General features: G+C 70.5%; 23 protein-coding genes. 18 read left to right on the top strand and 5 right to left on the bottom strand.

The genetic code is table 11. The annotated features are described in order from the left end of the window. The first annotated feature begins 6 nt into the window (after positions 1–6). From QF027_RS25550 to QF027_RS25485, 14 genes are all read left to right on the top strand, one after another. The gene (locus QF027_RS25550; RefSeq protein WP_307077265.1) at positions 7–2,052 is read left to right on the top strand and encodes an RICIN domain-containing protein; all 2,046 of its coding nucleotides are present in this window, start codon (positions 7–9) and stop codon (positions 2,050–2,052) included. 93 nt (positions 2,053–2,145) lie between these two features. Beyond that, positions 2,146–3,807: a ribulokinase gene (gene araB / locus QF027_RS25545; protein WP_306978668.1), complete on the top strand. Its 1,662-nt coding sequence runs from the start codon at positions 2,146–2,148 to the stop codon at positions 3,805–3,807. Between the two features lie 13 nt (positions 3,808–3,820). After that, positions 3,821–5,338 carry an L-arabinose isomerase gene (araA, locus tag QF027_RS25540; protein ID WP_307077263.1) on the top strand — a complete coding sequence of 506 codons (1,518 nt, stop codon included), beginning with the start codon at positions 3,821–3,823 and terminating at the stop codon, positions 5,336–5,338. A 25-nt stretch (positions 5,339–5,363) separates the two neighbouring features. Beyond that, entirely contained in the window at positions 5,364–6,092 is a 729-nt protein-coding gene (araD, locus tag QF027_RS25535) for an L-ribulose-5-phosphate 4-epimerase AraD (protein ID WP_306978670.1), read from the top strand. Between the two features lie 202 nt (positions 6,093–6,294). Further along, a complete protein-coding gene (locus tag QF027_RS25530; protein WP_307077261.1) occupies positions 6,295–7,956 on the top strand; it encodes an FAD-dependent oxidoreductase in 1,662 nt (553 codons plus the stop codon). A gap of 147 nt (positions 7,957–8,103) precedes the next feature. Beyond that, positions 8,104–8,469 carry a hypothetical protein gene (locus QF027_RS25525; RefSeq protein WP_307077259.1) on the top strand — a complete coding sequence of 122 codons (366 nt, stop codon included), beginning with the start codon at positions 8,104–8,106 and terminating at the stop codon, positions 8,467–8,469. Positions 8,470–8,588: 119 nt separating this feature from the next. Further along, complete coding sequence (locus QF027_RS25520; protein WP_306978673.1) at positions 8,589–9,281, top strand: class F sortase; 693 nt, start codon at positions 8,589–8,591, stop codon at positions 9,279–9,281. 143 nt (positions 9,282–9,424) lie between these two features. Further along, positions 9,425–10,582 carry a SchA/CurD-like domain-containing protein gene (locus QF027_RS25515; RefSeq protein ID WP_307077257.1) on the top strand — a complete coding sequence of 386 codons (1,158 nt, stop codon included), beginning with the start codon at positions 9,425–9,427 and terminating at the stop codon, positions 10,580–10,582. Positions 10,583–10,650: 68 nt separating this feature from the next. Continuing rightward, positions 10,651–11,112 (top strand): cupin domain-containing protein, encoded by a 462-nt coding sequence (locus tag QF027_RS25510; protein ID WP_306978675.1) that lies wholly within the window; start codon positions 10,651–10,653, stop codon positions 11,110–11,112. Then, complete coding sequence (locus QF027_RS25505) at positions 11,109–12,377, top strand: beta-ketoacyl-[acyl-carrier-protein] synthase family protein (RefSeq protein WP_306978676.1); 1,269 nt, start codon at positions 11,109–11,111, stop codon at positions 12,375–12,377. The genes QF027_RS25510 and QF027_RS25505 overlap by 4 nt, the downstream gene beginning before the upstream one ends. Beyond that, entirely contained in the window at positions 12,374–13,624 is a 1,251-nt protein-coding gene (locus QF027_RS25500; RefSeq protein WP_306978677.1) for a ketosynthase chain-length factor, read from the top strand. Before QF027_RS25505 ends, QF027_RS25500 begins: the two co-directional genes overlap by 4 nt. Before the next feature lie 42 nt (positions 13,625–13,666). Further along, entirely contained in the window at positions 13,667–13,924 is a 258-nt protein-coding gene (locus tag QF027_RS25495) for an acyl carrier protein (RefSeq protein ID WP_307077255.1), read from the top strand. Between the two features lies 1 nt (position 13,925). After that, positions 13,926–14,405 carry an SRPBCC family protein gene (locus tag QF027_RS25490; protein ID WP_306978679.1) on the top strand — a complete coding sequence of 160 codons (480 nt, stop codon included), beginning with the start codon at positions 13,926–13,928 and terminating at the stop codon, positions 14,403–14,405. Positions 14,406–14,425: 20 nt separating this feature from the next. Then, entirely contained in the window at positions 14,426–14,758 is a 333-nt protein-coding gene (locus QF027_RS25485) for a TcmI family type II polyketide cyclase (protein WP_306986608.1), read from the top strand. Between the two features lie 92 nt (positions 14,759–14,850). On the opposite strand, the gene QF027_RS25480 is transcribed toward QF027_RS25485, so the two are convergent. Next, the gene (locus QF027_RS25480; RefSeq protein WP_307077253.1) at positions 14,851–15,885 is read right to left on the bottom strand and encodes a methyltransferase; all 1,035 of its coding nucleotides are present in this window, start codon (positions 15,883–15,885) and stop codon (positions 14,851–14,853) included. A gap of 42 nt (positions 15,886–15,927) precedes the next feature. After that, positions 15,928–16,992: a right-handed parallel beta-helix repeat-containing protein gene (locus QF027_RS25475; protein ID WP_307077251.1), complete on the bottom strand. Its 1,065-nt coding sequence runs from the start codon at positions 16,990–16,992 to the stop codon at positions 15,928–15,930. A 495-nt stretch (positions 16,993–17,487) separates the two neighbouring features. Between QF027_RS25475 and QF027_RS25470 the strand changes: the two genes are divergently transcribed. The 3 genes from QF027_RS25470 (at position 17,488) to QF027_RS25460 (ending at position 20,167) form a co-directional block, all read left to right on the top strand. Further along, positions 17,488–17,691, top strand: a complete 204-nt coding sequence (locus tag QF027_RS25470; RefSeq protein ID WP_020113641.1) for a cold-shock protein — start codon at positions 17,488–17,490, stop codon at positions 17,689–17,691. 176 nt (positions 17,692–17,867) lie between these two features. Next, the gene (locus QF027_RS25465; protein ID WP_307077248.1) at positions 17,868–19,331 is read left to right on the top strand and encodes a DEAD/DEAH box helicase; all 1,464 of its coding nucleotides are present in this window, start codon (positions 17,868–17,870) and stop codon (positions 19,329–19,331) included. Between the two features lie 485 nt (positions 19,332–19,816). Next, entirely contained in the window at positions 19,817–20,167 is a 351-nt protein-coding gene (locus QF027_RS25460; RefSeq protein ID WP_307077246.1) for a MerR family transcriptional regulator, read from the top strand. Positions 20,168–20,338: 171 nt separating this feature from the next. Here QF027_RS25460 and QF027_RS25455 read toward each other — a convergent pair whose 3' ends face one another. Together QF027_RS25455 and QF027_RS25450 are read right to left on the bottom strand one after the other, a co-directional pair. After that, positions 20,339–20,473: a hypothetical protein gene (locus tag QF027_RS25455; RefSeq protein WP_307077244.1), complete on the bottom strand. Its 135-nt coding sequence runs from the start codon at positions 20,471–20,473 to the stop codon at positions 20,339–20,341. Positions 20,474–20,488: 15 nt separating this feature from the next. Beyond that, positions 20,489–21,241 carry a DUF4232 domain-containing protein gene (locus tag QF027_RS25450; RefSeq protein ID WP_306978683.1) on the bottom strand — a complete coding sequence of 251 codons (753 nt, stop codon included), beginning with the start codon at positions 21,239–21,241 and terminating at the stop codon, positions 20,489–20,491. A gap of 188 nt (positions 21,242–21,429) precedes the next feature. Between QF027_RS25450 and QF027_RS25445 the strand changes: the two genes are divergently transcribed. Then, positions 21,430–22,734: a helix-turn-helix domain-containing protein gene (locus QF027_RS25445; RefSeq protein ID WP_307077242.1), complete on the top strand. Its 1,305-nt coding sequence runs from the start codon at positions 21,430–21,432 to the stop codon at positions 22,732–22,734. A 19-nt stretch (positions 22,735–22,753) separates the two neighbouring features. Here QF027_RS25445 and QF027_RS25440 read toward each other — a convergent pair whose 3' ends face one another. Next, complete coding sequence (locus QF027_RS25440; RefSeq protein WP_307077240.1) at positions 22,754–24,073, bottom strand: phosphatase PAP2 family protein; 1,320 nt, start codon at positions 24,071–24,073, stop codon at positions 22,754–22,756. Positions 24,074–24,297: the final 224 nt, after the last annotated feature.

The following is a 24,297-nucleotide window of genomic DNA, read 5'->3' as shown; positions in this document are numbered from 1 at the left end:
CCGCCCATGTCCACCACCAGGGAAGGCGCCGGACACCGCGCCATACCCCGCACCCAGGCGATCACGCTGCTGCTGGCCCTGCTCGCAGCCGCCGTCGCCCTCGTCCTGCCCTCCTCCGGCCAGGCGCACGCGATCTCCCGCGCCTCGCAGACGATGTACACCCCGCCGTCGAACGCCCCGTCGCCCGGCTCGCTCTACCCGCGCGCGATCCGCCTGCAGAACAGCGGTTCGTCCAACGGCACGCTGCTCGCCACGTTCGAGCAGTACAGCTCGGGCACCCCTGTCTTCCCGATCTACCGCAGCACGGACAACGGCAACAGCTGGAGCCAGATCTCCAGCATCAGCGACACCCACAACGGCTTCGGCAACCGCTACCAGCCGTTCCTGTACGAACTGCCCACCGCCATAGGCAACTTCCCGGCAGGCACGATCCTCGCCGCCGGCAACTCCATCCCCAGCGACCTGTCCTCGACCGAGCTGGACCTGTACGCGAGCACCGACCACGGCGTCAGCTGGTCGTACGTCAGCACCATCGCGCAGGGCGGCGAGGCCGACCCCACCAACGGCAAGACCCCGGTGTGGGAGCCGTTCCTGATGGTGTCCGGCTCGAAGCTGATCGTGTACTACTCCGACCAGCGTGACCCGAACTACGGCCAGAAGATCGTCCACCAGGTCTCCACGGACGGCCTGACCTGGGGCTCCGTGGTGAACGACGTCGCCACATCGACGTACGGCGATCGTCCGGGCATGCCGGTGATCGCCAAGCTGCCCAACGGCAACTACGTGATGACGTACGAGTTCTGGGGCGCCCCCGAGGGCGGCTTCGCCGTCTACTACAAGATCTCCGCCAACCCGGAGGCGTTCGGCTCCGCCACCGGTATCGCCCTCAAGGCGACCGACGGCACCCAGCCCAAGAGCTCCCCGTACATCACCTGGCTGCCGACCGGCGGCGCCAACGGCACCTTGGTGGTGAGCGCCAACAGCAGCGACGACCTGTTCCTGAACACGCAGAACGGCGCCGCGAACACCTGGACGCGCATCGCCTCCACCGTGCCCGGCGGCTACAGCCGCGGCCTGCTCCCGCTGGCCGACGGCCACAGCCTGCTGGTCCTCAGCGGCGGCCACCTGACCAGCACCGGCCTGAACCCGATCAGCTACGGCACGATCGACCTGGGCGGCGGCATCTCGGACGGCGCGACCTACACCGCGTCCAACGCCAACAGCCACCTGATGCTGACCATCGCGGGCGGCTCCACCACCAACGGCGTCAACGCCACCCAGCAGAACGCCGACAACGCCGGCGACCAGAAGTGGAAGTTCGTCCAGCAGACGTCCGGCTACTTCAAGATCTTCAACGTGGCGAGCGGCAAGGTGCTGGGCGTGGAGAACCAGTCCACCGCCAACGGCGCCAAGGTCGTGCAGTGGGACGACAACGGCACCCTCGACCACGAGTGGGCCGTCGCCCCGGACCCGGCGGGCGGCTTCACCGTCGTCAACCGCAACAGCGGCAAGCTCCTGGAGATCCCCAGCGCCTCCACCACCGTGGGCACGATCGCCGGGCAGTGGGGTCCGACCGGCTGCGCCTGCCAGCGCTGGAACCTCACCCAGACCGCCCTGCCGAACCTGGCCACCGGCCAGTACCGCCTGGTCAACAAGAACAGCGGCAAGCTCCTGGAGATCCCCGGCGCCTCCACCACCGTGGGCAAGCAGGCCGGCCAGTGGGTGAACACCGCCAACAACTGCCAGCTGTGGACGTTCCAGTCCCAGAGCGGCGGGGCGTGGACCGTGAAGAACGCCAACAGCGGTCTGTTCCTCGACACCAACGGTTCGACCTCGGCCGGCGCGGCCGTCGTCCAGAACGCGTCGTCCACCGCGAGCTCCCAGAAGTGGACGCTCACGGACGCGGGAGGCGGCTACTACAAGCTCGTCAACGCCGGCAGCGGCCTGGTGGCGGACGTCGCCTCGGCCTCCACCGCCAACGGCGCGCTGATCGTGCAGTCGGCGGACAACGGCGCCGATGACGAACTGTGGCAGGTCGTGCGGATTAACTGACCCGTGGGGGGGTCCGGCCGAGGCCGGACCCCTTATCCTCTGCTCTAGATCCCGAACGGTGATCGAGATATCGAACAAGAGAGGTGGGGCGCCATGCCCGAGGAACCCTGCGTCGTGGGTGTCGACTTCGGCACCCTGTCCGGCCGTGCCGTCGTCGTCCGCGTCCGTGACGGTGAGGAGCTCGCGTCGGCGGAGCACGCCTATCCGCACGCGGTCCTGGACCGCGAGCTGCCGGACGGCACCCGGCTGCCCCCCGACTGGGCCCTTCAGGTGCCGTCGGACTACATCGACGTGCTGCGCACCGCCGTACCCGAGGCCCTCGCCCGCGCTGGGGTGGCGCCCGAGCAGGTCATCGGCATCGGCACCGACTTCACCGCCTGCACGGTCCTGCCAGCGCTCGCCGACGGCACGCCCCTGTGCGAGCTGCCCGAGTACACCGCCCGCCCGCACGCCTACGTCAAGCTGTGGCGCCACCACGCGGCGCAGGGCCAGGCCGACCGCATCAACGCACTGGCCGCCGAGACGAAGGAGCCGTGGCTGCCGCGGTACGGCGGGAAGATCTCCTCGGAGTGGGAGTTCGCGAAGGCGCTCCAGGTCCTGGAGGAGGACCCGGAGATCTACCAGCGCATGGAGCGATGGGTGGAGGTGGCGGACTGGATCGTGTGGCGGCTGTGCGGGACGTACGTCCGCAACGCCTGCACCGCCGGCTACAAGGGCCAGTACCAGGACGGGGGCTATCCGTCGCCCGCCCATCTGGGGGCCCTGCACCCGGACTTCGCCGGTTTCGTCACCGACAAGCTGGACCAGCCCATCGGACAACTCGGCGACCAGGCCGGGACGCTGACCGCCGAGGCCGCCGCCTGGACGGGACTGCCCGAGGGCATCACGGTCTGCGTCGGCAACGTCGACGCGCATGTCACCGCCCCGGCGGCGGCGGCCGTGGAGCCCGGTCAGATGGTCGCCATCATGGGCACCTCCACCTGCCATGTGATGAGCTCCGACCAGCTCGGCACCGTGCCCGGCATGTGCGGTGTCGTCGACGGCGGCATCCTGCCGGGACTGTGGGGTTACGAGGCCGGGCAGAGCGGTGTCGGGGACATCTTCGGCTGGTTCGTACGGACCGGATTCCCCGCCGAGTACGCCGAGAAGGCCGCGGCGGCCGGGCAGAGCGCGCACGAGTACCTGACCGAGCTGGCCGCCCGGCAGAAGGTCGGCGAGCACGGACTCGTGGCCCTGGACTGGCACAGCGGCAACCGCTCGGTGCTGGTCGACCACGACCTCAGCGGCCTGCTGATCGGCCAGACGCTGTCCACCCGCCCGGAAGACGTCTACCGCGCCCTGCTGGAGGCCACCGCCTTCGGCACCCGCACCATCATCGACGCCTTCGAGTCCGCCGCCGTACCGGTACGAGAACTGATCATCGCGGGCGGCCTGACGAAGAACGCCCTGCTCATGCAGATCTACGCCGACGTCACCGGCCGCCCGCTGGGCGTCATCGGCTCCGCCCAGGGCCCGGCGCTCGGCGCCGCGATGCACGCCGCGGTCGCCGCCGGGGCGTACCCCGACATCCGCGCCGCCGCCCACGCCATGGGCAAGGTCCACCGCGGTCTCTATCAGCCGGACCCACAGCGGGCCGCGGCCTACGAGCGCCTGTACGCGGAGTACCGCGTGCTGCACGACTACTTCGGCCGCGGCACCAACGACGTCATGCGCCGCCTGCGCCGCATCCGCACCGAAGTCTCCGCGTCCTCCTGAAAGGAAAACCCTCATGGACACCAACACCACCGCCCACTCCGACCAGGAGATCTGGTTCCTGACCGGCAGCCAGGGCCTGTACGGCGACGAGACGCTGCAGCAGGTCGCCCAGCAGTCCAGGAACATCGCCGAGATCCTCGGCGGCCCCGGCAAGATCCCGGCCCGCATCGTGTGGAAGCCCGTCCTCACGGACGCCGACTCGATCCGCCGGATGTGCCTGGAGGCCACCGCCTCCGACACCTGCGTCGGCGTGATCGTGTGGATGCACACCTTCTCCCCGGCCAAGATGTGGATCGCCGGACTCAGCGCCCTGGACGTGCCGCTGCTGCACCTGCACACCCAGTACAACCTGTCGCTGCCCTGGTCGAGCATCGACATGGACTTCATGAACCTCAACCAGGCCGCCCACGGCGACCGCGAGTTCGGCCACATCGAGTCCCGCGTCGGCATCGACCGCAAGATCGTCGCCGGTCACGCCACCGACCCCCGCGTCATCCGCCGCATCGCCGCCTGGACCCGCGCCGCCCTGGGCCGCCACGCCTCGCGCACCCTCCGTCTGGCCCGCTTCGGCGACAACATGCGCGATGTCGCGGTCACCGAGGGCGACAAGGTCGAGGCCCAGCTGCGGTTCGGGTTCTCGGTGAACACCTACGGGGTCAACGACCTGGTGGCCGTGGTCGACGCCGTCGAGGACAAGCAGGCGGCCGAACTCGCCGCCGAGTACGTGGAGTTGTACGACGTTGTCCCGACCCTGCGGCCCGGCGGCATCCGCCACGACTCCCTGCTGTACGCCGCGCGCCAGGAACTGGGCCTGCGCACCTTCCTCACCGAGGGCGGCTTCGCCGCGTTCACCACCAACTTCGAGGACCTGGGCGGGCTGCGCCAGCTGCCCGGCCTGGCCGTGCAGCGCCTGATGGCCGACGGCTACGGCTTCGGCGGCGAGGGCGACTGGAAGACCTCCGCCCTGCTGCGCACCATGAAGGTCATGGGCGCCGGACAGCCCGGCGGCACCAGCTTCATGGAGGACTACACCTACCACCTGGGCCCCGGCACCCCCCGCATCCTGGGCGCCCACATGCTCGAGGTCTGCCCCTCCATCGCCGCCGACCGCCCCAGCTGCGAGATCCACCCGCTGTCCATCGGCGGCCGCGAGGACCCCGTCCGCCTGGTCTTCAACGCGGCCGAGGGCCCCGCCGTCGTCGTCGGCCTGTCCGACCTCGGCGACCGCTTCCGCCTCACCGCCAACGCCGTCGACGTCGTCGCCCCGAGCCAGCCGCTGCCCCAGCTCCCGGTCGCCCGGGCCGTGTGGACGCCGCGTCCCTCGCTGGCCGAGTCCGCCGAGAGCTGGCTGCTGGCCGGCGCCCCGCACCACACCGTGCTCAGCTCCGCCGTCGACGCCGAGACGCTGGCCGACTACGCCGCCATGACCGGCGTCGAACTGCTCACCATCGACGAACACACCACCACCGAGCAGTTCGCCAAGGAGATCCGCTGGAACGCCGCCTACCACCGACTGGCCCAGGCCCTGTGACCACCGGCACCGAAGGAGACGACCGATGAGCGTGCACGTTCGCGAGGGCCTGCGCCAGGAGGTCCTGGACGCGAACCTCACCATCCCCCAGGTCGGCCTCGCGACCCTGACCTGGGGAAACGTCAGCGGCGTCGACCGCGAGGCGGGGGTCTTCGTCATCAAGCCCTCGGGGGTCCCGTACGAGTCCCTCACGATCGACGACCTGGTGACGGTCCGTCTGTCCGACGGCGCCGTGGTGGACGGCGACCTGCGCCCCTCCACCGACACCGAGACCCACCGCTGCCTCTACCGCGCCTTCCCCTCCATCGGCGGCGTCACCCACACCCACTCCACCCACGCCGTCGCCTTCGCCCAGGCCCGCCGCGACATCCCGGTCCTCGGCACCACCCACGCCGACACCTTCAACGGACCCATCCCCGTCACTCGTGACCTCACCCCCGAGGAGTGCGCGAAGGACTACGAGTACAACACCGGCGTCGTCATCGTGGATCTACTGGGGGAGGAGGACCGGAAGGCGGTAGAGGTCCCGGCGGCCCTCGTGGCGAACCACGGCCCCTTCACCTGGGGCACCTCCGCCCGCAAGTCCCTGGAACACGCGATCATCTGCGAGGCCGTCGCCGACATCGCCCTCCACACCCTGTCCCTGTCCCCGACCGCCCCGCCACCCGCACACCTGCTCGAGCGCCACTACACCCGCAAACACGGCCCCGGCGCCTACTACGGCAACCCGGAGACGGCGCTGCCGAAACGGTGACCGCGTGAGGCGCTCGCAGAGCCGCTGCATCAAGCGCCAGGAGCGCCGCTTGCGCTGAGCGCCCGAGGGGCAATCTGCCGAGTCGGCGAACCTGGCGTGTTGAGCGGGTGAAGCTTGGGCTCGCGTACGCGCCGCGGGGCATGGATGAAGCTCCCCGCCGTATCCGGACGAGTCGGCGGACACGACGCGCTGGAGGCGAGTGATGAATCAGAAACAGGTCCAGACCGGCCACACGACTCACCGGGTCCCGGTCCTCATCGTCGGCGGTTCCCTCGTCGGCCTGTCGACCTCGCTGTTCCTGGGCCGTTTGGGCGTACGGCACTCCCTGGTGGAGCGGCACGCCGGCACCTCCATCCACCCCCGCGGACGGGGCAACAACGTCCGCACGATGGAGCTGTTCCGGACGGCCGACGTGGAAGCGGGGATCCGGGACGCCGCCGCCACGCTGGCCGGCAACCACGGGATCCTTCAGACACCCACCCTGGTCGGCGACGCGGGCGAGTGGCTCTTCCGGGAGATCGACCCGGGCGGCGGACTGGCCCGCTTCAGCCCCAGCTCGTGGTGCCTGTGCAGCCAGAACGACCTGGAGCCGGTGCTGCTCGAACATGCCAGGCGGCTCGGCGGCGACCTGCGGTACGCCACCGAACTGCTGTCGTTCGAGAGCAGGTCCTCCGGCGTCACCGCGGTGGTCAAGAGCCGGGAGACCGGCGAGCACACCACCTTCCTCGCGGACTACCTCGTCGCCGCCGACGGCCCCCGCAGCCCCGTCCGCGAGCAGCTCGGCATCGGCCAGAGCGGTCCCGGCGACCTGTTCAGCAACGTCAGCATCACCTTCCGCTCCCGTCGTCTCGCCGACGTCGTGGGCGAACGTCGTTTCATCGTCTGCTATCTGACCGATCCGGCGGCCGACGGCGCGCTGCTCCCCGTGGACAACCGGGAGAACTGGGTCTTCCACGCTCCCTGGCACCCCGAACGCGGTGAAACGCTCGAGGACTTCACCGACGAGCGGTGTGTCGAACACATCCGTCGCGCGGTCGGCGTCGCCGACCTCGACGTACAGATCACCGGCAGGGCCCCCTGGCACGCCGCCCAACGGGTCGCCCGGAGCTACCGCGCGGGACGCGTCTTCCTGGCCGGCGACTCGGCCCACGAGATGTCCCCCACCGGGGCGTTCGGCTCCAACACCGGTATCCAGGACGCGCACAACCTCGCCTGGAAGCTCGCCGCGGTACTCGGCGGCTGGGCCGGGGAGGCGCTGCTGGACACGTACGACGCCGAGCGCCGCCCGGTCGCGGAGGCGACCAGCGCCCGCGCCGCCGCACGGTCGGTCGAGCACAGCCATCCCGGTTTCGCCCCGTCGCCCGGCGCGGGCGGCGGCGGTGGCCCGCAGCGCGGCATCCTCAACGTGGCCCTCGGCTACCGCTATCCGCAGGGCGCCGTCGTCGGCGCCGACCCCGCGACTCCGGTCGTCCCGGAGCGCCTCGACCTGTCCGGCGAACCCGGCAGCAGGGCCCCCCACATGACGGTACGGCACCGGGGTGAACGGATCTCCACCCTGGACCTCTACGAGACGTCGTTCGTCCTGCTCACTGACGCCGATGACCCAAGTGGCTGGCACGAGGCCGCCGTCCGCCTCACCGAAGAGACGTCCGTCCCGCTGACCGCGTACCGGGTGGGCCACGGCTCCGGTGCCGAGCTGACGCCCGAAGGCGACGCGGACTGGTCGGCCGCCCACGGCACGACGCCCGAAGGCGCCGTACTCGTCAGGCCCGACGGATTCGTGGCCTGGCGATCGCCCGGCTCGGTCCCGGATGCCGAGTCGGCGCTGCGCCAGGTCCTGACCACACTGCTGGGGGCGGTCTGACTCCGGCCCGATCCGGGCGCGTTCACCCGGGTGACCGCCCCGAGTGGTGGCCCGCGCTGGGCTGACTGACGGTGGATCACGTCGGGGCAGGGCCAATTCAGCTGACGAAGCACCAGCTGCCCGGCCGCCGACGGAAGGAACGTCACAATGCGCTCTGCTCGCATCCTCCTGACCACCGCGGCGGCCTCGGCCGTCCTCGCTCTCGGCGCCCCCGGCGCTTACGCGGCCGGGGACGACTGGGACTCGTCGGACTCCTCCTACAGCAAGGAGAACAAGGACCCGAAGTACGACCCGGAGACCTACAAGGACAAGGAGCACGGCCAGGACTCCGGCGGCAAGCACGACGGCGGCGGCTGGAGCGGCGGTCACGAGAAGCCCAGCGGCGGCATGCACACCGGGGGCGGCGGGCTGGCCTCACCGGCGATGACCGCGGGCGGGCTCGCGGTGCTGGCGGTCGCCGGAACCGGCCTGTACGCGACACGCCGTAAGAAGGTCGCCGGAAGCATGGCCTGAGCCATGCCGGACGCCATAGCCACTGTGGCCGCCACGCGCGTGCCGCGTGGCGGCCCGGCCGGCCCTCCCCGTGCCCCGTACGTCCGATCTGCTGCCGTCCCCTGGTGAGGTGGTGTCCGATGGCAGTCCCTCCCCCTACCCCCGCAGACAACCCCGGCCCCGAGGAGCCCGCCCCGACCGGGCAGGGATCCCACACCAAGATGATGCTGAGTGCCGTGGCGATCCTGGTGCTGGCCGTGGGACTGTTCGGCGGTCACGACGAGTCCTCGTCCGACCCCCCTGTGCCGCCGCGGGCCGCACCCGTCTCCGCGTCGGCTTCGCCGCCCCGGCAGGCGGCCGGGCAGCCGTCCGGCAGGCATCTGCCGCGATCGAGGCCCGTACGTCTGCTCATTCCGAAGATCTCGGTCGACGCCCCCTTCACGGACCTCGCCATCGATCCCGCGGGCCGTCTCGAGCCGCCTCCCGCCCACGACGTCAACCTCGTCGGCTGGCACGCCAAGGGCGCCTCCCCCGGGGAGACGGGCACGGCGATCATCGCCGGGCATGTGGACACGGCGACGTCGGCGGCCGTCTTCGTGGACCTCGGAGAACTTGCGAAGGGGGACGTCTTCCACGTCGACCGGGCCGACGGGCGCAGAGCGTCCTTCGTGGTCGACAGCGCGGAGACGTTCGACAAGGACCACTTCCCCAGTCGGCGGGTGTACGAGGACACGGCCACGGCCCAGGTCCGCCTCATCACCTGTGCGGGTGATTACGACCGTACGGCCAGGGACTACACGGACAACCTCGTGGTCTTCGCCCACCTCCTCTGAGCCCGCCCCGCCGGGCCGACGGGTCACCCCCACGGTGCATACGAGTCGCGCACTTGCGGGGGCGGGCTGACGATCGAGGAACGCCGACGTCATCCCCGTGACCGACGTTCGTCCGCCTCTGCCCCGAAGGAGATGTACACAGGATGACCACCACGTCCGACCGTGCTTCGAAAGCGCCTGAGCAACAGGCTTCGCAGCGGGTCTCCCAGTCCGTGTTCGACGGCTCCAGGCTCCGTGTCGTCCTGTTGGTGGACGTCTACGACGGGGCCCAGCAGCAGTTCCTCGAGGCGTACGAGAGCCTGTGCAGCCAGGTCGCCTCCGTTCCCGGACATGTCAGCGATCAGCTGTGCCAGTCCATCGAGAACCCCTCCCAGTGGCTCATCACCAGTGAGTGGGAGAGCGCACCGCCCTTCCTCACCTGGGTGAACAGCGAGGAACACGTGCGGATGGTGGAGCCGCTGCACAGTTGCGTCCGGGACACCAGGTCGCTGCGCTTCCACATCGTCCGCGAGACCGGCGGCCCGGCGGTGCAGACCGGGCCCGGCAAGCGCCGGCTCCAGGCGTCCCCCAGGATCGGTGACGGCCTGATCCGTCACGCGCTCACCTTCACGGTCAAGCCGGGCAGTGAGGAGACCGTCGCCAAGATCCTCGCCGGCTACACCTCGCCGGAGCCGCGGGTCGACGACTCCACCCGGCTGTGCCGCACCTCGCTCTTCATGCACGGCAACCGGGTGGTCCGGGCCATCGAGGTACGGGGCGACCTGCTCGCCGCGCTGCGCCACGTCGCCCGGCAGCCCGAGGTGCGGGCCGTCGAGGAAGCCATCAACCCCTATCTGGAGCAGGACCGGGACCTGGACGACCCCGAGTCCGCCCGGCTCTTCTTCACCCGCGCGGCGCTGCCCGCCGTACACCATGTGACCACCGGTCAGGAGAGCCCGGAGGCCGAGCGGCACGCGCTGTACTACCCGGCCCGTGAAGGGTGCGGTATGCGACTGGCCGAGCTGCTCGCCCGGCAGGACGAGGCGGCGGCCGACGATCCCCGGGGACCGGTGCTGCGCAGCACGATCTTCCAGCGCGACGACGTCGTGATGCGGCTGGTCGACGTGCGCGGAGCCCTCGACAGCGACCCCGGTCCCGTGCTCGGTCTCACGGACCACGGCCGGGCGGCCGAGCTGACGGCACTGCTCGACGGTGAAGCCCTCGGACTGGACGGCCGGGCGCTGAAGGACAGCACCCCCGCTCACCTCCTCGCGGTGTCCCGCATGGACCTCGTCACCGACCGCCGCGCGCCCGGCGCCTGATTCGCCGGCCACCGGCCCGTGACCGGCCACGCCCTCATGTCGATGCAGCACATGTTCGGAGGTACGTCGTGATCAAACGTCATCCCGGAGTAGTGGATCTCAGCGAGGTCGAGCCCAACACCCGGCGCGGGGGCGATCTGCGCGCCATGCTCACCCCCACCACGGTCGGCTCCACCAGCGGTTTCATGGGCGTGGCCATCGTGCAGCCCGGCGACCGCATCGCCGAGCACTACCACCCGTACTCCGAGGAGTTCATCTACGTCGTCTGCGGACAGCTCGAAGTGGACCTGGACGGCGAGCCGCACCCGCTCCAACCCGAGCAGGGGCTCCTGATCCCGTCCCACATGCGGCACCGCTTCCGCAACGTCGGCAACGTGGAGGCCCGCATGGTCTTCCACCTCGGCCCACTGGCGCCGAGCCCGCCGCTCGGGCACGTCGACACCGAGGACGCCGACGGCAGGCCGATCCCGGCGGAGGCGGCCCATGCGGGTGCGGGCGGGCCGGCCGAACGATCCCGGCTGCGCTCATGAGGAGGCGCGTGGCGGTCACCGGCATAGGAATCGTCGCCCCGGGCGGCATCGGTGTCCCGGCCTTCTGGGATCTGCTGACCAGCGGTCGTACGGCGACCCGCGGCATCACGTTCTTCGACCCGTCCGGGTTGCGTTCGCAGATCGCCGCCGAGTGCGACTTCGACCCGGCGGCCCATGGGCTGGACGCGGAGCAGATCGCACGGAGCGACCGCTACCTCCAGTTCGCCCTGGTCGCCGGGGAGGAGGCGATAAAGGACTCCGGTCTCGACCTCGCCGGGGAGAACCCGTGGCGGGTCGGGGTCTCCCTGGGCACCGCGGTCGGCGGAACCACCCGGCTGGAGAACGACTACGTGCTGGTCAGCGACCGCGGGCAGCACTGGGACGTGGACCATCGCAAGGCCGGCCCACACCTGCAGCGGGCGTTCACGCCCAGCACCCTCGCCTCGGCGGTGGCGGAGCGGTTCGAGGCACGTGGGCCGGTGCAGACCGTGTCCACGGGCTGCACCTCGGGGCTCGACGCGGTCGGGTACGCCTTCCACACGATCGAGGAGGGCAGGGCCGACGTGTGCATAACCGGCGCCTCGGACTCGCCGATCTCACCGATCACCATGGCCTGCTTCGACGCGATCAAGGCCACCTCCCCGAGCAACGACGACCCCGCCCACGCCTCACGCCCCTTCGACGCCCACCGCAACGGGTTCGTCATGGGCGAGGGCGGCGCGGTGCTCGTCCTGGAGGAGCTGGAGCACGCCCGGGCCCGCGACGCGCACGTGTACTGCGAGATAGGGGGCTACGCCACCTTCGGCAACGCCTACCACATGACCGGTCTGACCCGTGAGGGCCTGGAGATGGCCCGGGCCATCGAGGACGCCCTCGGCCAGGCCCGGCTCGACCCCACGGCGATCGACTACGTCAACGCGCACGGGTCGGGCACCCAGCAGAACGACCGGCACGAGACGGCGGCGGTCAAACGGGCTCTGGGCGCGCACGCCTATGACACGCCCATGAGCTCCATCAAATCCATGGTGGGCCATTCCCTCGGCGCGATCGGGGCGATCGAGGTCGTCGCCTGCGCGCTGGCCCTGGCCCGCCAGGTCGTCCCGCCCACCGCGAACTACGAGACCCCGGACCCCGAGTGCGACCTGGACTACGTCCCGCGCGTCGCTCGCGAGCGCAGACTGCGCAGCGTGCTCTCCGTGGGCAGTGGGTTCGGCGGCTTCCAGTCCGCGGTGATCATGAACCTGCCGAGGGAGAGGACCGAATGAGCGCACCGCATCCCCGGCGCGCGGCCGTCACCGGAATCGGCGTGGTCGCGCCCAACGGAAACAGCACCGAGGCCTTCTGGAAGGCCACCAGCGAGGGTGTCGTCGTCCTGGACCGGATCACCCGTGAGGGGTGCGAGCACCTGCCGCTGCGGGTGGCCGGCCAGATCCGGGACTTCGACCCGCAGGCGGCGATCGAGGAACGCTACCTCGTCCAGACCGACCGGTTCACGCACTTCGCGATGGCCGCGGCAGACCTGGCACTGGACAACGCCGGGCTCAGCCGGTCCGACACCGACGCCGCGCCGTTCTCCGTGGGCGTGGTCACCGCCGCCGGATCCGGCGGCGGCGAGTTCGGGCAGCGCGAGCTGCAACAACTGTGGAGCAAGGGAAGCCGCTTCGTCGGGCCGTACCAGTCCATCGCCTGGTTCTACGCCGCGAGCACCGGCCAGATCTCCATCCGGCGCGGCTTCAAGGGCCCCTGCGGGGTGGTCGCCGCCGACGAGGCAGGCGGCCTGGACGCCCTGGCGCATGCGGCGCGGGCCGTGCGGCGCGGCACCGACGTGATGGTGGCCGGCGCGACCGAGGCGCCGCTGGCCCCCTACTCGATGGTCTGCCAGCTCGGCTACGAGGAGCTGAGCACCATCGCCGAACCGGACCGCGCCTACCGCCCGTTCACCACCGCGGCCTGCGGATTCGTGCCCGCCGAGGGCGGTGCCATGGTCGTCGTGGAGGCCGAGACCTCGGCCCGGGAACGGGGCGTGCCGGTGCGGGCCACCCTGGCGGGTCACGCGGCGACGTTCACCGGCGCCTCCCGCTGGGAGCAGTCCCGGGAGGGACTGGCCCAGGCGATCCGGGGCGCCCTGGACGAGGCCGGGTGCGCGCCCGAGGAGATCGACGTGGTCTTCGCCGACGCCCTCGGTGTCCCGGCGGCCGACCGTGCCGAAGCGCTGGCGATCGCGGACGCGCTCGGCCCGCACGGCACCCGCGTCCCCGTCACGGCGCCGAAGACCGCCGTCGGCCGGGCCTGCGGCGCGGCGCCCCTGCTGGACGTCGCCGCCGCGGTGCTCGCGATGGAGCACGGTCTGATCCCACCCACCCCCAACGTCTTCGACATCTGCCACGACCTCGACCTCGTCACCGCCCGCGCGCGAGCCACCGAGATGCGCACGGCGCTGGTCCTCAGCCGAGGACTCATGGGGTCGAACGCGGCGCTGGTGCTACGGCGCGGTGCCGCCGACGCCTCGTAGCGAGGCGTCGCACACCCATCACCAAGCAAGGAGAGGAACCGCATGAGTGACCGAATCACCGTGGAAAAGCTGGCCGAGCTCATGAAGAAGGCCGCCGGGGTCACCGTCGCCCCGGAGGAGCTCCAGCAGCGGCAGGAGTCCGGCTTCGACGCCTTCGGCCTCGACTCGCTCGGTCTGCTCGGCATCGTGGGCGAGCTGGAGAACCGGTACGGCACGCCGATGCCCCCCGACGCCGAGAAGAGCAAGAGCCCCCGGCAGTTCCTCGAACTCGTCAACAGCGCGCTTCTGGCGGGAGCCTGAGATGCCCGGACACACGCAGAACGACGTCACCATCGCGGCCCCGTTGGACCTGGTCTGGGACATGACCAACGACGTCGAGAGCTGGCCGCAGCTGTTCAGCGAGTACGCCTCCGCCGAGATCATCTCCCGGGAGGGGAACCGGACCACCTTCCGGCTGACCATGCACCCCGACCAGGACGGCAAGGTGTGGAGCTGGGTCTCGGAACGGGAGCCGGACCGCGACACGCTCACCGTGCGGGCTCGCCGTGTCGAGACCGGGCCCTTCGCCTACATGAACATCGTGTGGCAGTACGAGAAGGTGCCCGAGGGCACCCGGATGGTGTGGACGCAGGACTTCGCGATGAGGCCGGACGCACCGGTCGACGACGCCTGGATGACGGACAACATCAACCGGAACTCCAAGGTCCAGATGGCGCTGATCCGAGACCGTATCGAGCAGGCCGCCGGAGAGCGCCGGCCCGTGTCGATGCTGTCCGACTGAACGGGACGGAGGACATGACGATGCATCAGTCCCTGATCGTCGCCCGTATGGCCCCGGAGTCGGCCCCGGACATCGCCAAGGTGTTCGAGGAGTCGGACCGGGGAGAACTGCCGCACCTCGTCGGGGTCGCCCGGCGCAGTCTCTTCCAGTTCGACGACGTGTACCTGCACCTCATCGAGTCCGAGCGGGACCCCGGGCCGGCCATCGCGAAGGTGGCCGGTCACCCCGAGTTCCGGGACATCAGCGAACGGCTGTCGGCGTACGTCACCGCGTACGACCCGGCGACCTGGCGTTCGCCGAAGGACGCGATGGCACGATGCTTCTACCGCTGGGAGCGGGACGCCCGCTCCTGAACCGCCGCGGACCGCCGCCCACCGGGCACGCACTGTTCGCGTGCCCGGCGAGCGTCGGTCCGCCGGGTCCGCCGGGTCCGTCCGGGACGGGGTCAGGCGGGGATCGTGCAGTCGAACGCGTGCAGATAGGGATTGACCGGGCGGACGTCGTCGATGACCAGGCCCGCCTCCGTCAGCCTGCCGGTCAGGCTCTCGGTGGTGTGCTTGGCCCCTCCGACGTTCAGGAGCAGCAGCAGGTCCATGGCGGTGCTGAACCGCATCGACGGCGAGTCGTCGACGAGGTTCTCGATGACCACGACCCGCGCTCCCGGCCCGCCCGCCGCGATGACGTTGCGCAGGACGCGGGTCGTGCTGTCGTCGTCCCACTCCAGGATGTTCTTGATGATGTACACGTCGGCCCGGACCGGGACGGCCTCGCGGCAGTCGCCGGGCACCAGGCGCGTCCGGTCCGCGAGCGCCCCTCCCGCGCGCAGCCGTGGGTCGACGTTGTCGACCACACGCGGCAGGTCGAGCAGGGTGCCGTGGAGCGCCGGATACTTCTCCAGCAGGCTCGCCACCACATGCCCCTGGCCACCCCCGATGTCGGCGACCGACGTGCTCCCCGACAGATCGAGGAACTGTGCCACGTCCCGCGCGGACTGCACGCTGGAGGTCGTCATGGCGCGATTGAAGACGTCGGCCGATTCCGGGGCGTCCTCGTTGAGGTAGTGGAAGAACTCCTTGCCGTACAGATCCTCCACGACGTTGCGGCCGGAGCGCACCGCCTCGTCCAGCATCGGCCACGCGTCCCAGGTCCACGGCTCGGTGCACCACAGGGCGATGGCGCGCAGGCTGTGCGGATCGTCCTCGCGCAGCAGCCGGGACATGTCGGTGTGCGCGAACGTCCCGTCCGGCTGCTCGGCGAAGAGGCCGTAGCAGGACAGGGCACGCAACAGCCGTCGCAGGGTCTTCGGCTCGGTCTTCACCGCCGCCGCGAGGTCCTCCACGGCCAGTGGGCTGTCGTCGAGGGCGTCGGCGACCCCCAGCCGGGCGGCCGCGCGGACGGCGGCCGCACATGCCGCCCCGAACACGAGCTCCCTGAGCCGCATGGACGGCGGTGGGGCGGCGGCGGTCTGTGCGGTAGTCATGTGCACTCTTCCTTCGTCGAGTTCATGAGTGGCCACGGCCGGTCAGCACAGTCCCGCGGGCATGGACGCCCCGCAGGTGTTGCCTTCGAAGACGTTGCTCTTGGCGGTGGTGTCCGTGTTGACGAGGTCCGCCGGGGCGTTGCCCTCGAGCACGTTGTCGGCGATCCGGTTCCGCTCGCTGGTGGTGCCCACGAAGCTCTTGAACAGGACGATGCCGCCCGACAGCGGGGAGGTGCCGACGTTGCCGATGACGCGGTTGCGCGTCACCAGGGTGTCCTCGGCGCCGGTCAGCACGATGCCGGAGCCCTGCAGCGCGTCCAGCCGCGCGGTCTTCGGGCAGGACTTGTTGTTCTTCACGAGGGTGTTGTCGCGCACGGTCAGCGCTCCGGCCCTCGGCTTGTTCTCGTCGCCCACGACGAACACGCCCACGCAGTTGCCGGTGAGGTGGTTGCCCGCGACGGTGAGGTTCCTCAGGCGCCGGACGGTGATGCCGATCCGGTTGCCCTCCAGGCGGTTGTCCTCGACCACGGTTCCCCCGGTGTCCGCGGCGCCCGCCTCTTCCTTGATCGTGTTCGCGAGGAACAGGCCGGCGTCACCGTTGTCCCGCGCGGTGTTCTTCCGGAACACCCCGTGGGCCGAACGCTCCTGGGCGATTCCCCACACCCCGTTCTTCACCGCCGTCACGTTCCGCACGGTGAGCCCGTCGGTCCCCATGGCGAACACGCCGCTCCCGGTGAAGCCGGTCACGGTGAGGGAGGCGATGGTGACGCCCTCGACGTCGTGGGCCTTCGTACCGATCACGCAGATGCCGTTTCCGGTCTCGGCACAACGGCCGGACGTCTTCGTGTCCGGCTCGATGACGGTGCTGCGGCCCATGCCGGTCAGGGTGATCTTGGGGGTGCTCACCGTGACGCTCTCGCGATAGGTGCCGGGGGCAAGGAGGACGGTGTCTCCCGGCTCGGCGGCGTCCACCGCCCGCTGGATCGACTGTCCGGGAAAGACCACGTGGGTCATCTGGTCGGCGGCGACGGGCGGGGCGGCCCCGAACACGGCCCCGATGATCGCCGCGGCGGCGCATGCCAGGCGGGAGATATGAAATCTCATCATATTCGGTACGTTATGGCCCGAGATGTCGCGAACGGGCTGGATAGACCATCCGACGGCGTGTCACGGAGCGGTGCTCACAGCGGCCGGAACCGGACCAGCGTCTGTCGGCCCGCCGGCGCGTGTCCTGACCGGCTTCGGCAAGATGTGACTTTCATCGTGACGGGCGTACCGGCCACTGACGCCGGTGACGGCGGGGCATCTCTCGTCGTCGGAGGTCACAGGGCTGTGGACGCAGGCGGACGGCAGGAACGCTCGTGCACGCGGAGCAATATCTGTGCCCGTGGTGTGAGAAATAGACTCGGGGCCCGGCGAGTATTCCCCGGACCAGGGCCGGATGCAGAATTAGCGAACCCACAGGTCCGACCCCCCGTGCTACTGTCGATCTCAGTTGCAGGTGTGGTTGCCAGAAGGTTTTTTCCGACGGGTTAATCAGCACGGCGACACGGAGATTCACACAGGGTGAATTTCCGAAACCGCCTCCGAAGGAGAAACAACATGGCTACTGGCACCGTGAAGTGGTTCAACGCGGAAAAGGGCTTCGGCTTCATCGAGCAGGACGGCGGCGGCCCCGACGTCTTCGCCCACTACTCGAACATCGCCGCCCAGGGCTTCCGCGAGCTGCAGGAAGGCCAGAAGGTGTCGTTCGACATCGCGCAGGGCCAGAAGGGCCCGACGGCCGAGAACATCGTTACCGCCTGACATCGGCACCGCCGCGCATACTTCGTAGCTGGGGCCCGCACCTTGCGGTGCGGGCCCCAGCTCGCGGCATTTTCAGGGCGCATCACACATCGCCTTCGGCTCGTTCTCGCGATTCTCTGCGCCGCTCATCTGCTGCGGGAATTCCTTGATACGCGCCGTATCAAGGAAGGTTTCGCATGAATCGCACACGCACAACTCCCGCCCGTGGCCGCTCCGCCGGCCCGCGTCGTTCCAAGCCCCACGGAAGTCGACCGGCCGTGTCGGGCGAGTTCGCGCCGCCCCGGACGATCACGCCCGGGCTGCCCCCCGTCGAGGCGTTCGCCGATCTCGCCATGCCCGCACGGCTGTTGGCCACGCTGGCCCAGGAGGGCGTGACCGTACCGTTCCCGATCCAGGCGGCGACCCTGCCGAACTCCCTGGCCGGCCGTGACGTCCTCGGCCGCGGCCGCACCGGCTCGGGCAAGACCCTCGCCTTCGGCCTGGCCGCACTGGCCCGCACGGCGGGACGCCGTGCCGAGCCGCGGCAGCCGCTCGCCCTCGTCCTCGTCCCCACCCGCGAGCTCGCCCAGCAGGTCACCGACGCGCTCACGCCCTACGCCCGCTCCGTGGGCCTGCGGCTGGCCACCGTCGTCGGCGGGATGTCCATCGGCAGGCAGGCAGGCGCGCTGCGCGCCGGGGCCGAGATGGTCGTCGCGACGCCCGGGCGCCTCAAGGACCTCATCGACCGGGGCGACTGCCGGTTGGACGAGGTGGCCATCACGGTCCTCGACGAGGCCGACCAGATGGCCGACATGGGCTTCATGCCCCAGGTCACCGCGCTGCTCGACCAGGTGCGTCCCGGTGGGCAGCGCATGCTCTTCTCGGCCACCCTGGACCGCAACGTCGACCGGCTGGTGCGCAGCTACCTGCACGACCCCGTCGTCCATTCGGTCGACCCCTCCGCCGGCGCGGTCACCACGATGGAGCACCACGTCCTGCATGTGCACGACGCGGACAAGCACCGGACGACCACCGAGATCGCGGCCCGGGACGGCCGGGTGATCATGTTCCTCGACACCAAGCACGCGGTGGACCGGCTGACCAAGCACCTGCTCAGCAGCGGCGTCCGCGCCGCGGCCCTGCACGGCGGCAAGTCCCAGCCGCAGCGCACCCGCACGCTGACGCAGTTCAAGACCGGGCACGTCAACGTACTGGTGGCGACCAACGTCGCGGCGCGTGGCATCCACGTCGACAACCTCGACCTCGTCGTGAACGTGGATCCGCCGACGGACCACAAGGACTACCTGCACCGCGGCGGCCGTACGGCCCGCGCCGGCGAGTCCGGCAGCGTCGTCACCCTGGTCACCCCCAACCAGCGCCGCGACATGAGCCGGCTGATGGTTTCGGCGGGGATCACCCCCCGGATCGCCCAGGTGCGTTCGGGCGAGGCGGAGCTGAGCCGCATCACCGGGGCCCAGGCGCCTTCCGGTGTCCCGGTCGTCATCACCGCGCCGCAGGCGGAACGCCCCCGCGGCGCGTCCTCCGCGTCCTCTTCCCGGGGGCGTCGGAGCCGCCGGGGCCAGTCCGGCCAGGGCCGCCCCGCGGGCGAAGGCGCACGCCGCGGCGGACCGCGACGGACCGGCTTCGGCTCCGCCGCCTAGGGCGACATCCCTCTCACCTCCCAGTGGGGCCCTGCCGACGCACGTCGGCAGGGCCCCACTGCCGTATCGCCGCGCAGTCCAGCCCACATGTCGGCTGCCTCAGGATGTCTGCATCACTCGAGCGCCAAAATCTCCTCTTGTCAGAGTAGACATTGGCCGCTGGCGCGGTTACTGTTTTTCTCGTAGACATGGTCAAGCGAGACCCGCCAGACACGAACTGGCGGGGTTCGGAGCAAGGACGGAGGAGCAGACGCCATCAGGATCGCCCGGCCCGAAGCACTCGGTCCGGGTACCGCAAGACCCCGGATTGGATGGTGGTCCCCGGTCACGCAGCCGCGATCCCCGCACCCCTCCCGTCACCGGGCCGGGTAGCGGAAACCGAAGGTCGGCGCAGCATGAGGGCCGACAGATGGTGTTGAATTCCCTTCGGGGCCCTGGTGCCGTACGGCATCAGGGCCCCTCGACGCGTTGTACAACGAGGTGACATGGCAGCAGATATTCCCCTGGGCGACCGCCTGGACGACGACGACTACCCGGCGTACACCATGGGCCGGGCCGCCGAGATGCTCGGCACCACTCCGGGCTTCCTCCGAGCCATCGGCGAGGCCCGTCTGATCACTCCGCTGCGCTCGGAGGGCGGACATCGCCGGTACTCCCGCTACCAACTGCGGATCGCCGCGCGCGCCCGCGAGCTGGTCGACAAGGGGACCCCGATCGAGGCCGCGTGCCGCATCGTCATCCTCGAGGACCAGCTCGAGGAAGCTCAGCGCATCAACGCCGAGTACCGCCGCGCCGCGAACGCGACGGCCGACAGTTCCGGGCCGGGTTCGGGCTGACCACACGGACGCGGTACGGCCCAGAGCGCACCGCGGCTCAGACCGCGGCGGTCCCCTCCCTCCCCGACTCGCCGAAGGCGGGCAGGTCCGTGACCGTCGTCACCTGAGTGAGGGCGCCGTCGATCTCCGGTCAAGGAGAGCTTGCCGTGTCCGTCCACGAGAAGTCCACGGTCACCACCTGTCAGGCGGGGCCTCGGCGACCAGCATCCGCTTCCCGCTCCGGTCGAAGCTGATCGCGAACGGAACGCCACCGGCCGACTTGTTGACCACCGGTGCGGCGACGGCCGGGAGCCCGTTCCGCTTCATCGGGAATGGACGGTGTCACCAGCTCACGGCGTCGTCCATCGACTGCTGCCAGTACGTGACCTTGAGCGAGTCGTCGACGTAGAGGCCCGTCGCGGGCAGCGACGGGTGGGCGCCCGCGCCGACGCTCCCGTTGCCGGAGCGGCCCTGGAAGTAGACGGTCAGGGACTTCGCGGTGTAGCCGTTCGCGCCGCTGCCGTCGGTGGCGGACAGGTTCACGGAGGCGTAGCCGGACTCGCCCGGCTTGAGCGTGACGACCGCCTGCGGCTGCGAGCCCTCGATGACCGGGGGCACGGCCTGGGCCTCGCCGAAGCGGACGGCCGGGTAGCCGTACAGGTAGCAGCTCTTGCTGCCGGTGTTGGTCACCGTGAGCAGCATGTGGTTCACGGGACGGGTCAACGGGGCCGCGACCGTCTTCGTGGTGGAGCCCTCGCAGGTGACCGGCTTGCCGGAGGAGGCGGGCGCCTTCGGGGCGGGGGTGCGCGCTTCGGGCGCCGTGGTGCCGCCCGCGGACCCGGAGCCTCCTGCGGATCCGGCGCCGGAGGAGCCCGTGGCGGCCGACGGGGCCTTGCCTCCCGAGGAGCCCGAGGGGGCCGGCGAGTCGGGGGCCGTGGTCGCAGAAGGGGCAGCGGACGAAGGGCTCGTGCTCGACCCGATGCCCTCGTCCTGGGTGCCCGTCCCGTCGTTGCACGCGCTCAGCGAGAGCGTGGCGAGGACGGCGGTGGCGGCAGCGGCGACGAGACGGGTGCGGGAGGTGCGGAGGCTGGACATGGTGTGGCGCCCCTTCGGTGTTCGGGTGGCGGTGGTGATTGGATGACCGAAGCTTGTGAGGTGATCCGTCCCGACCGCCATGTTCAGCGGGCAGTTGGGGATGCTGGAACGCCGAAATGGGCTCTGACCAGGGAGAATTCGGTGACCCTGGAATGAGTGACTGGGATGCGGGGGGTTGAGGGAAACGGGTGTCGGAGGAAACGGGGACCGCGCGGACGGAGGAGTTCGCGCAGCTGCTGCGCGAGCTCAAGGACCGGTCGGGGCTGAGTTACGGGACCCTCGCCAAGCGTCTGCACATGAGCACGTCGACGCTGCACCGCTACTGCAACGGCACCGCGGTGCCGGTCGAGTACGCCCCGGTGGAGCGCCTCGCGAGGGTCTGTCGGGCCACACCGCAGGAGTTGGTGGAGCTGCACCGGCGCTGGATCCTGGCGGACGCGGCACGTGGACGCAAGACGGATCAGGGCGCGACGCGGGGGCCCGCTCAGCAAGCCGGTTCGGACGGTACGGCGGAACCCGCACAGGGCGAGAACGGTGAGCCGGTCGTCATCGATACGGCGGCCGTGGCCGTGCCTCCTCGACGGCCCTCGTGGCTCCGCCGTCGCCGTACCGCGCTGATCGCCGCCGTCGCGGTGGTCGCCGCGCTGGGTGCCGTCGCATTTGCCCTGCGTCCGGTGGCCGTCCGCGCCGGGGACACCACGACGCCGACGGTCACCGGCACCCCGGACGTCGGCGAGCCCGCGAAGCCTTCCGCCACCCCGTCCCCGAGCGGAAGCGGACCCAAGCCGTCCGCACCGGCCTCCGTCTCCCCCACCGGGACGGCCGGTTCAGGGGATGCCGGGTCCAGCGCCTCGACGGGCGACGGCGAACAGGGCGCGAACCGGCCCGCCACCGCCGTCCCCCTCGCCGTCGCCATCCGCCCCTACGTCTACGAGGACCCGTGCAGCCAGCACTTCCTCGTCGACAGCGACTCCGAGCAGGTCGGCCCGCCGGCGAGCGAGCAGGACGCGCCGCGCTGGTCCGCCGCCTACGGGGCGGTCTCCTCCGGCGAGCAGCGGGTCGCGCTCACCGTCCAGGGCACCGGCGAGGGCACCGTCGTCCTGAACTCCCTGCACGTCCGCGTCCTCACCAAGGGCGCGCCGCTCGCCTGGAACGACTACTCGATGGGCGTCGGCTGCGGCGGCGGTGTCGGCACCAAGTCGTTCGACGTCGACCTGGACGACGGCAGTCCCACCGTCACCGTCAAGAACGGCCAGCGCGACTTCCCCTACAAGGTCAGCGAGTCCGACCCGGAGGTCTTCTACGTCACCGCCCACACCACGGCGCACGACGTCCGCTGGGACCTCAGCCTGGACTGGTCCAGCGGCGACCGCAGCGGCACCGTCCGCATCGACAACGCCGGCAGGCCGTTCCGCACCAGCGCCGATGTGGGCCGCCCGGGTTACGACTATCCGCTGGGCAGCAGCGAGTGGATCGAGCGGGTGGGCGGCTGATCCGGGCGTAGGCGGCGTTTCACAGCAGTTCGGGCTCCGGCTGCGGCTGTCGCACCGGCGCGGTCGCCGGTTCCCACCGGGCGACGGTGCGGACATAGCCGTAGATCACCGAGACCATCGCCAGCAGGAGAAGCGGTCCGGCCAGCCAGGGGTACTCGGCCATGCGCACGGGCAGGAAGCGGTACGACACCAGGAGCGCGACGAAGACCGTCGCGCCGTAGGCGGTCAGCCGCAGCCCGGACCGGTCCCAGTCGCGGTCGAACGAGCGCAGTCCCGCCTCGATGGTGAGGGTGAACACCACGCCGGCGACGAGGTCCACGCCGTAGTGGTAGCCGAAGCCCAGCGTGGCGCAGAGGGTGGCGATCAGCCAGAAGGTGCCCGCATAGCGCAGCAGGCGTGGGCCCTTGCGGGAATGGATGAAGATCGCGGTGGCCCACGCCGTGTGCAGGCTGGGCATGCAGTTGCGGGGGGTGACCTCGTCGAAGGGTATGGAGTGGGGGGCGGATATCGGCGGCGGTGTCTGCGGCCACAGGTTCGCCACCGCCCAGTGCCCGTCGCTCGGTATCTGCGGCGACCACAGGGCGATCGACGCCCAGTGGTCGGTGCCGGTGCCGTAGGCGAAGACCGGGCCGACCACCGGGAAGATCATGTAGACGGCCGGTCCGAGCAGGCCGATCAGCAGGAAGGTGCGCACCAGGTGGTGGCGCGGGAAGCAGCGCTCCGCCGCCACGTTGCGCAGTTGGTACAGCGCGACGACCACCGCGGCCACCGCGAGCTGGCCGTAGATGGTGTCGAGGAAGTTGAAGCCGATCGCTCCGGTGGCCGTGACGATCCGGCCCATGATCCACGACGGGTTGCCCAGGGCGTGGTCGGCGTTCGCCAGATAGGGGTCCAGCACCTCCGGCCGGCTCTTCGCGGTGATGAGGAGCCAGGTGTCACCGGTCTTGCGGCCGGCCACCAGCAGCAGGCCCAGTCCGACCCCCTTCAGCAGCAGGACACGTTCCCGGCCGGTGCGGCGGGTGACGGCGATGACCGCGCAGCCCAGGAGCACCCACAGCGCGCCGTTGCCGAAGGGATGGCCGTGGGTCACCTTGACGTCGAAGATCCACCGGACCACCGCGAAGGCGAGGTCGATGCCGACCGCGGCACCCGTCACGATGAACCGTTGCCGCCAGGTGAGCACCACCATCATCAGGGCCAGGCCGGCGTACAGCATCGGGCCTGATTTGGGCGGGCCCATCAGCTCTCGCGCCTGGGTGGTGAGCGGTCCCGGCAGGCCGTAGTGACGCGCGGTGAGCTCCAGCGCGACGAAGAACCCGAGGGCCACGACAGCCGCCACGGCCCAGAGTCTCGCCCGCGAATCAATCTGCGGTGGCATATATATCAATTTCGGCCAATTTCACTAGATGCCCGTCAGAAAACCGCCCGCCCGACTGAGGAAGAGGGAAGGATCGTGGTCCCGGGTTCCTGTGTCCACCCTGAGAAGCCCGGCTCACCGAAGATGCAGGGTATGGCATGACGCCAACAATCGAACACCGGTCGGCGGCGGTCCGATAGGTCGCT

Origin of the sequence: Streptomyces canus (assembly GCF_030816965.1) — a bacterium.
Taxonomy (GTDB): Bacteria; Actinomycetota; Actinomycetes; order Streptomycetales; family Streptomycetaceae; genus Streptomyces; species Streptomyces canus_E.
The sequence above is the reverse complement of the archived record's forward strand: the minus strand, read 5'-3'. Positions and strand labels throughout refer to the sequence as shown.

Coding starts and splice junctions, on each gene's coding strand:
- QF027_RS25550 (WP_307077265.1), top strand. CDS start 7: ATGTCCACCACCAGGGAAGGCGCCGGACACCGCGCCATACCCCGCACC.
- araB (WP_306978668.1), top strand. CDS start 2,146: ATGCCCGAGGAACCCTGCGTCGTGGGTGTCGACTTCGGCACCCTGTCC.
- araA (WP_307077263.1), top strand. CDS start 3,821: ATGGACACCAACACCACCGCCCACTCCGACCAGGAGATCTGGTTCCTG.
- araD (WP_306978670.1), top strand. CDS start 5,364: ATGAGCGTGCACGTTCGCGAGGGCCTGCGCCAGGAGGTCCTGGACGCG.
- QF027_RS25530 (WP_307077261.1), top strand. CDS start 6,295: ATGAATCAGAAACAGGTCCAGACCGGCCACACGACTCACCGGGTCCCG.
- QF027_RS25525 (WP_307077259.1), top strand. CDS start 8,104: ATGCGCTCTGCTCGCATCCTCCTGACCACCGCGGCGGCCTCGGCCGTC.
- QF027_RS25520 (WP_306978673.1), top strand. CDS start 8,589: ATGGCAGTCCCTCCCCCTACCCCCGCAGACAACCCCGGCCCCGAGGAG.
- QF027_RS25515 (WP_307077257.1), top strand. CDS start 9,425: ATGACCACCACGTCCGACCGTGCTTCGAAAGCGCCTGAGCAACAGGCT.
- QF027_RS25505 (WP_306978676.1), top strand. CDS start 11,109: ATGAGGAGGCGCGTGGCGGTCACCGGCATAGGAATCGTCGCCCCGGGC.
- QF027_RS25500 (WP_306978677.1), top strand. CDS start 12,374: ATGAGCGCACCGCATCCCCGGCGCGCGGCCGTCACCGGAATCGGCGTG.
- QF027_RS25495 (WP_307077255.1), top strand. CDS start 13,667: ATGAGTGACCGAATCACCGTGGAAAAGCTGGCCGAGCTCATGAAGAAG.
- QF027_RS25490 (WP_306978679.1), top strand. CDS start 13,926: ATGCCCGGACACACGCAGAACGACGTCACCATCGCGGCCCCGTTGGAC.
- QF027_RS25485 (WP_306986608.1), top strand. CDS start 14,426: ATGCATCAGTCCCTGATCGTCGCCCGTATGGCCCCGGAGTCGGCCCCG.
- QF027_RS25480 (WP_307077253.1), bottom strand. CDS start 15,885: ATGACTACCGCACAGACCGCCGCCGCCCCACCGCCGTCCATGCGGCTC.
- QF027_RS25475 (WP_307077251.1), bottom strand. CDS start 16,992: ATGATGAGATTTCATATCTCCCGCCTGGCATGCGCCGCCGCGGCGATC.
- QF027_RS25470 (WP_020113641.1), top strand. CDS start 17,488: ATGGCTACTGGCACCGTGAAGTGGTTCAACGCGGAAAAGGGCTTCGGC.
- QF027_RS25465 (WP_307077248.1), top strand. CDS start 17,868: ATGAATCGCACACGCACAACTCCCGCCCGTGGCCGCTCCGCCGGCCCG.
- QF027_RS25460 (WP_307077246.1), top strand. CDS start 19,817: ATGGCAGCAGATATTCCCCTGGGCGACCGCCTGGACGACGACGACTAC.
- QF027_RS25455 (WP_307077244.1), bottom strand. CDS start 20,473: ATGAAGCGGAACGGGCTCCCGGCCGTCGCCGCACCGGTGGTCAACAAG.
- QF027_RS25450 (WP_306978683.1), bottom strand. CDS start 21,241: ATGTCCAGCCTCCGCACCTCCCGCACCCGTCTCGTCGCCGCTGCCGCC.